Genomic DNA, 578 nt, shown 5'->3' on the forward strand with positions numbered 1-578 from the left:
AGCAACGTTGATGGCTACTACAGCATCTCCGGCAACAACGTTGTGCTGACCCAAAAGGGCGCTGATTTCGTTAACGCCGGCAACCAGTTGCCGAAGATTGACCTGACTGTTACCGACCCTCAGGGCGCCAACTCCAGCAACAGCGGCCAACCGACCGTCAACCTGCACAACGATGTGCCGGTGATCACGGTTGCAGCTAACACCCTGGAAGAAAACTCGGCTGCTGCGGGCACTGTCGCCGGTACCTTCGTTGCCAAAGACGAAGAAACCCCACGCGATGGCCTGACCATCACCTTCACGGGCACCAGCAACGCCGATGGCTACTACAGCATCTCCGGCAACAACGTTGTGCTGACCCAAAAAGGCGCTGACTTCGTTAACGCCGGCAACCAGTTGCCGAAGATCGATCTGACCGTTACCGATCCATCAGGCGCCAACTCCAGCAACAGCGGCCAACCGACCGTCAACCTGCACAACGATGTGCCGGTGATCACGGTTGCTGCTAACACCCTGGAAGAGAACTCGGCTGCTGCGGGCACCGTCGCTGGTACCTTCACCGCGACCGACGAAGAAACCCC

Annotated in this window: 1 protein-coding gene; it reads left to right on the plus strand. The window is 58.7% G+C overall.

Annotation, left to right across the window (positions count from 1 at the left end):
* Positions 1-578: hypothetical protein (locus tag AOA60_RS32705; RefSeq protein ID WP_218240697.1), on the plus strand; the 578-nt coding region annotated here is incomplete at both ends.

The organism is Pseudomonas sp. 2822-17 (genome assembly GCF_002742485.1).
In the GTDB taxonomy this organism is placed as follows: domain Bacteria; phylum Pseudomonadota; class Gammaproteobacteria; order Pseudomonadales; family Pseudomonadaceae; genus Aquipseudomonas; species Aquipseudomonas cyclaminis.